Source organism: Bacteroidota bacterium (assembly GCA_018831055.1).
Taxonomy (GTDB): domain Bacteria; phylum Bacteroidota; class Bacteroidia; order Bacteroidales; family B18-G4; genus M55B132.
Genome location: JAHJRE010000222.1, coordinates 1 through 4,641, shown reverse-complemented (window position 1 = coordinate 4,641; position 4,641 = coordinate 1). Strand labels below are relative to the sequence as shown.

At 41.8% G+C, this 4,641-nt stretch carries 3 protein-coding genes; 1 reads left to right on the top strand and 2 read right to left on the bottom strand.

Annotated features, from left to right (window positions below):
- On the bottom strand, window positions 1–1,282 hold a 1,282-nt coding region (locus KKA81_14750; GenBank protein MBU2652185.1), incomplete at its 3' end, for a DUF748 domain-containing protein.
- A gap of 50 nt (window positions 1,283–1,332) precedes the next feature.
- Window positions 1,333–2,364: a hypothetical protein gene (locus tag KKA81_14745; GenBank protein ID MBU2652184.1), complete on the bottom strand. Its 1,032-nt coding sequence runs from the start codon at window positions 2,362–2,364 to the stop codon at window positions 1,333–1,335.
- Window positions 2,365–2,508: 144 nt separating this feature from the next.
- Here KKA81_14745 and KKA81_14740 point away from each other — a divergent pair, with 144 nt between their 5' ends.
- Entirely contained in the window at window positions 2,509–4,101 is a 1,593-nt protein-coding gene (locus KKA81_14740; protein ID MBU2652183.1) for an oleate hydratase, read from the top strand.
- Window positions 4,102–4,641: the final 540 nt, after the last annotated feature.

Genomic DNA, 4,641 nt, shown 5'->3' with positions numbered 1-4,641 from the left:
CTGTGCTGTTTACCTTTGTGTGAAAGGTGCCTTTCGCTTTGCAGTTTAACGAGTTGATTCCATCGATAGTCAATGTAATATCCTCAACTGTCAGGTGCTCGGGTTTTAGCAATGTATAATCGGCAAATTGAAATACTCCATTCTTGACAGATACTTCTTCTACAGAAAAGGAATCAATTACCACAACCTCCTGCATTTTCTTAATAAAATCAATGAGTAAAATAACCGGGTTTGATTTACTGGAGATGATAAATGCAGAATCGGGGGCAATGCCGGCAGGAGTATAACCATCGAAATTTCGAATAATCAGCTGGGAAAACGAGGTTGAATTTATATATCGGTCCTCCCTGATAAACAATCCATCCAGCAACACATTTCCAATATTGGCGAACCCTTGTATTGTATTCATCGAATCAAAAGCAATGCTGAAATGGTTAAATGCAAGCTCTTTTTGCCCCTTTGATCCCATTATATCGAGATTACGCAGATCCACCTTACCCTGCATCACCGACCTGTACGGATCATTCATATTTCCATCGATAGTCATCGTTAACGAGCATGTTCCTTCTAGCTTTTTTATCATTAGATAGGGCTGGAGATATGGAAGGATGATGGAGGTATGGAGTGTGTCTACCTTAACCTGGGTAGTATATCCTAACGTTTGCTGATTTACATGAAAACTGCCGGCTATTTCTCCTCCTGATGCCAATGTGAGGCTGTAGTTGAGATCCATTATCGAATCATTCCATCCTATTAAAGGTATTTTCAGGGCTATCTCCTTCACATTGATGTCAGAATAAAAATCACGGCTGATATAATGGATATTCCCCCCAGAGATAGATAGATTTTCTAGCTTATATTTTATCGGCTTTCCGGATGAGGTATCTTTCTTATGGCCGGTTGTATCTGCAGGAAATCGAAGGATCAAATCAGAGAAATTGAATGCATCTCCTTTTTGAATGATCCGCACAGATGGATCCACCAAATTGAATTTTTCAATATGATAGATCCCATTCCAAAGTTTCCAAAGGTTGATATCAACCAGGATTTGATTTGCATGAAAAAAAACGGTATCACTTACCGCTTCATACAGGCTAAGACCTCTAATATTGATTTTTCCATTGAGCAGGTTGATGCCAAGTTTTTCAATCTCCACGGTTCTGCCGATCCAGTTTTCACTGTTCTTTTCAACAATATAACAGATTACCGGAGATACAAGAAGTAAAATCAACAGGACCAATCCCAGGAAAATCCCGAAAACCCAGAGAAATATTTTGTACATACGCTTCATACGTGAAGCTCCCGGAAAGTGAAAGTTATTATCTAAAAAAACTAATTCAAAGGAGTTGCACCAAGAAGTTTAAGGTAATTATTGCTGCTATGCTCGACGCCCACCCAATAATCATACCACTGTATGGTATCAGAAGGTGTAATTCCTCCAGGGCCAGTGGTGCCAATAGGGATATTGCCAATCGACTCAGCGCTTTTTACATTGAAGTAATGAATACCCCTTCCCTGAAGTGAGTCTGAAGCTACAGTGATAATCAGCCTGTAAAGCAGGGGGACATGAACGGGAATATTATTTGTAGTTATTCCCTCTAAATCAGAATATGCATAGGGGATCATATCCAATGAGTTTACTTTCATGGTAAAGGTGGCACCAGAGGGCAAAGAACTGATAAGATTATCCCTGAAACTCTCATTCACAAAACCGGGGGCGGCAAATGTGAAAGTTGAAAATATGAATTTATCTTTTAACTGATCATTCGTGATCAGCCAATAAGTCACCAGCGACGACAAAGCGCCTCCCAGACTATGCCCGGTGATATATAGTGTGGGTGTTTCTCCGGTTGTGATTGAACCAAGATAGGATTCAAGGTTGGCACCGGTTATTGGATCAGTAGTCCCCAACAGGTTTGTCAATCCATCCATAGCGCCTGCCGATACCGAATCGCCCGCTTTTCCGTAGGGGAAACTAACGAGTGTGAAAACGTTGACATCCTGGATCAAATCTCCAATAGAATGGATATTGGTTCCCCTGATGACAACAGCATAGGAGGAAGTACTATTACTTTTTGCCACATAAACAAGGTTCTCGCTATTAGCCGAAATCCCCGGGCCCCATACTAAACTCCAATTCCCTCCTGTCGTAAGTGTTTGATCCGCCAATAAGATGGCAATCGAATCTTTTATCACCGAAGCAGACAGACCTTCTGCCACATAACTGATGGACGATAAGGTCATCATGGTGCCCGGCATATTTGTATTTACATCCGGTGTGTCTTTGTCTTTTTTACAACCCTCAGATAAAGCCAGGGTAATTAAAAACAGGGCAATCATGGGGAACAATAAATACTTTTTCATAGGGCTGATTAGATTAATTTTTACCAAAAATACACAAAATTTTATCCAAAACACTTGAGAAAATATTTTTCTTGGATGAAATAGTCTACATTTGAAAAAGCCAAAACAGCATCATCCAAAAATAAGTAAAAAAAACATAACAACATGAAAGAAGAGAAAAGTCAAAATCCAAAAAAATCAAGCATTTACCTGATCGGAAGTGGAATCGCCTCCCTCGCCAGCGCAGTCTATTTAATAAAAGATGCCGGCGTCCCGGGTGAAAATATTCATATTCTGGAAAAGGATAAGATTGCCGGTGGAGCCTGCGATGGAGGTGGTGATGAGAAAAAAGGGTTTGTTGTAAGAGGAGGCAGGATGCATGAGATGCATTATGAGTGTTACTGGGATCTGCTATCTTTCATCCCTTCCTATGATGATCCTTCCGTTTCGGTAAGGGACGAGTCCTATGAATTTAACAAACGATTTGTCAGCAACGGACAGGCTCGCCTGTTAAAAGATGGAGAAAAAATCGATGTTTCTTCTTACGGGTTGACGTTTAAACAACAATCCGATTTTTTAAAACTAACCTACGTCAGTGAGAAATCGTTGGGAAAAAAACGGATCGAGGATTGGTTTGATAATGATTTTTTCACATCCCGGTTCTGGTATATCTGGACCTCCATGTTCGCATTTCAGAAATGGAGTAGCCTGGCAGAGATGAGAAGGTATATGAAACGATTTATCCACCTGGTTGATGGGCTTTACAAACTTGGCGGGGTTATGAGAACAAAATACAATCAATACCATTCGGTGATTTTACCAATCCAGCGTTACCTGGAAGAGAGAGGCGTGAAATTTGATTTTGGCTGTGAGGTGGTGGATATTGATTTTAATCTGTCATCCGACGTCAAAACAGCTACCGTCCTTCATCTCAAAGATAAGAAGGAGATTGTACTGGGCGAAAATGACTATGTTTTTATCACCAATGGCTCTATAACTGAAAGTTCTGATAACGGAACCTGGGAGAAGGCTCCTCAACTGAAGGGGATATCTGACTCCGGTTCCTGGAAGTTATGGAAGAAACTGGCTGAAAAGGATCCATCCTTCGGGAATCCATCCCCGTTTTGTGATCACATCGATTTACAGAAATGGTATTCATTTACGGCTACATTCAATGACACCACTTTCCACGATTACATTGAGAATTTCTCAGGCAATGTTGACGGGACTGGAGGATTAATCACCATGACCGATTCAAATTGGTTCATGTCGATCGTCATTGCACGTCAACCGCACTTCCCAAACCAGCCTAAGGATGTGAAGATCTTTTGGGGATATGGACTTTACCCCGACAGGAAAGGAAATTTCGTTAACAAGACCATGGCCGAATGCAATGGAGAGGAGATTCTGCAAGAGCTTTTCTACCACCTGAAAGTTCAGGAATTAATGAAGCCGATCCTGGATGCAGGGAAGCTAAACTGCATACCGGTTGCGATGCCGTTTATCGATAGTCTGTTTATGCCCCGTGAATTAGGCGACCGTCCTGATGTGATTGTGAAAGGAGCTTCCAATTTTGCATTCCTGGGGCAGTTTTCCGAAGCGCCAAAAGATTGTGTCTTTACAGTTGAATATTCGGTAAGAACAGCGCAAATGGCTGTCTACGGTTTGTTCGATACTGGTAAGGAGGTGCATCCAATGTACGATTCAGCGCATAACCCAAAATACCTGTTAGCAGCCCTGAAGGCAATAAGCAGATAGACCTGGCTCCTGCTGAATGAACCGCCAGTGTATGGAGGACTGAGATTTGTATTTACCTTTGACCAAAACTCAATTTTTCCCTTCTTTGTGATACACTGTCAGTTAGCTTATCAGAAATTGTTGCTCAATTGTTGCTATATTCACGCAATACATTGATATTCAATATACTTCTATATTCTGTATCGGGAAGTGAATGAGACTGCCTTTCCACAAGCCGAAGGCGCAGTGAAAAGGCTAGTCTTATACAGATATGCGACCCCTCCGGGGTCGGGGGTTATTGGGGTTATCCGGGCTATAAATATGCGATCCCTCCGGGGTCGAAGGGGTATTCAGGGTTGGCTAGGTCATAAACATGCGACCCCTCCGGGGGCGTGGCTTGGGTCGCGTTGGCTGGGCTATAAATATGCGACCCCTCCGGGGTCGGGGTGGTATGATTAACGTATATCTGATATTGCTGTTCAAATCGTCAATTAACTATATAAATATTCGGCTCAAATAAGTTCATTAATGCTTAATAAAGCAATCTACAACTCTTAACTT

Coding starts and splice junctions, on each gene's coding strand:
- KKA81_14745 (MBU2652184.1), bottom strand. CDS start 2,364: ATGAAAAAGTATTTATTGTTCCCCATGATTGCCCTGTTTTTAATTACC.
- KKA81_14740 (MBU2652183.1), top strand. CDS start 2,509: ATGAAAGAAGAGAAAAGTCAAAATCCAAAAAAATCAAGCATTTACCTG.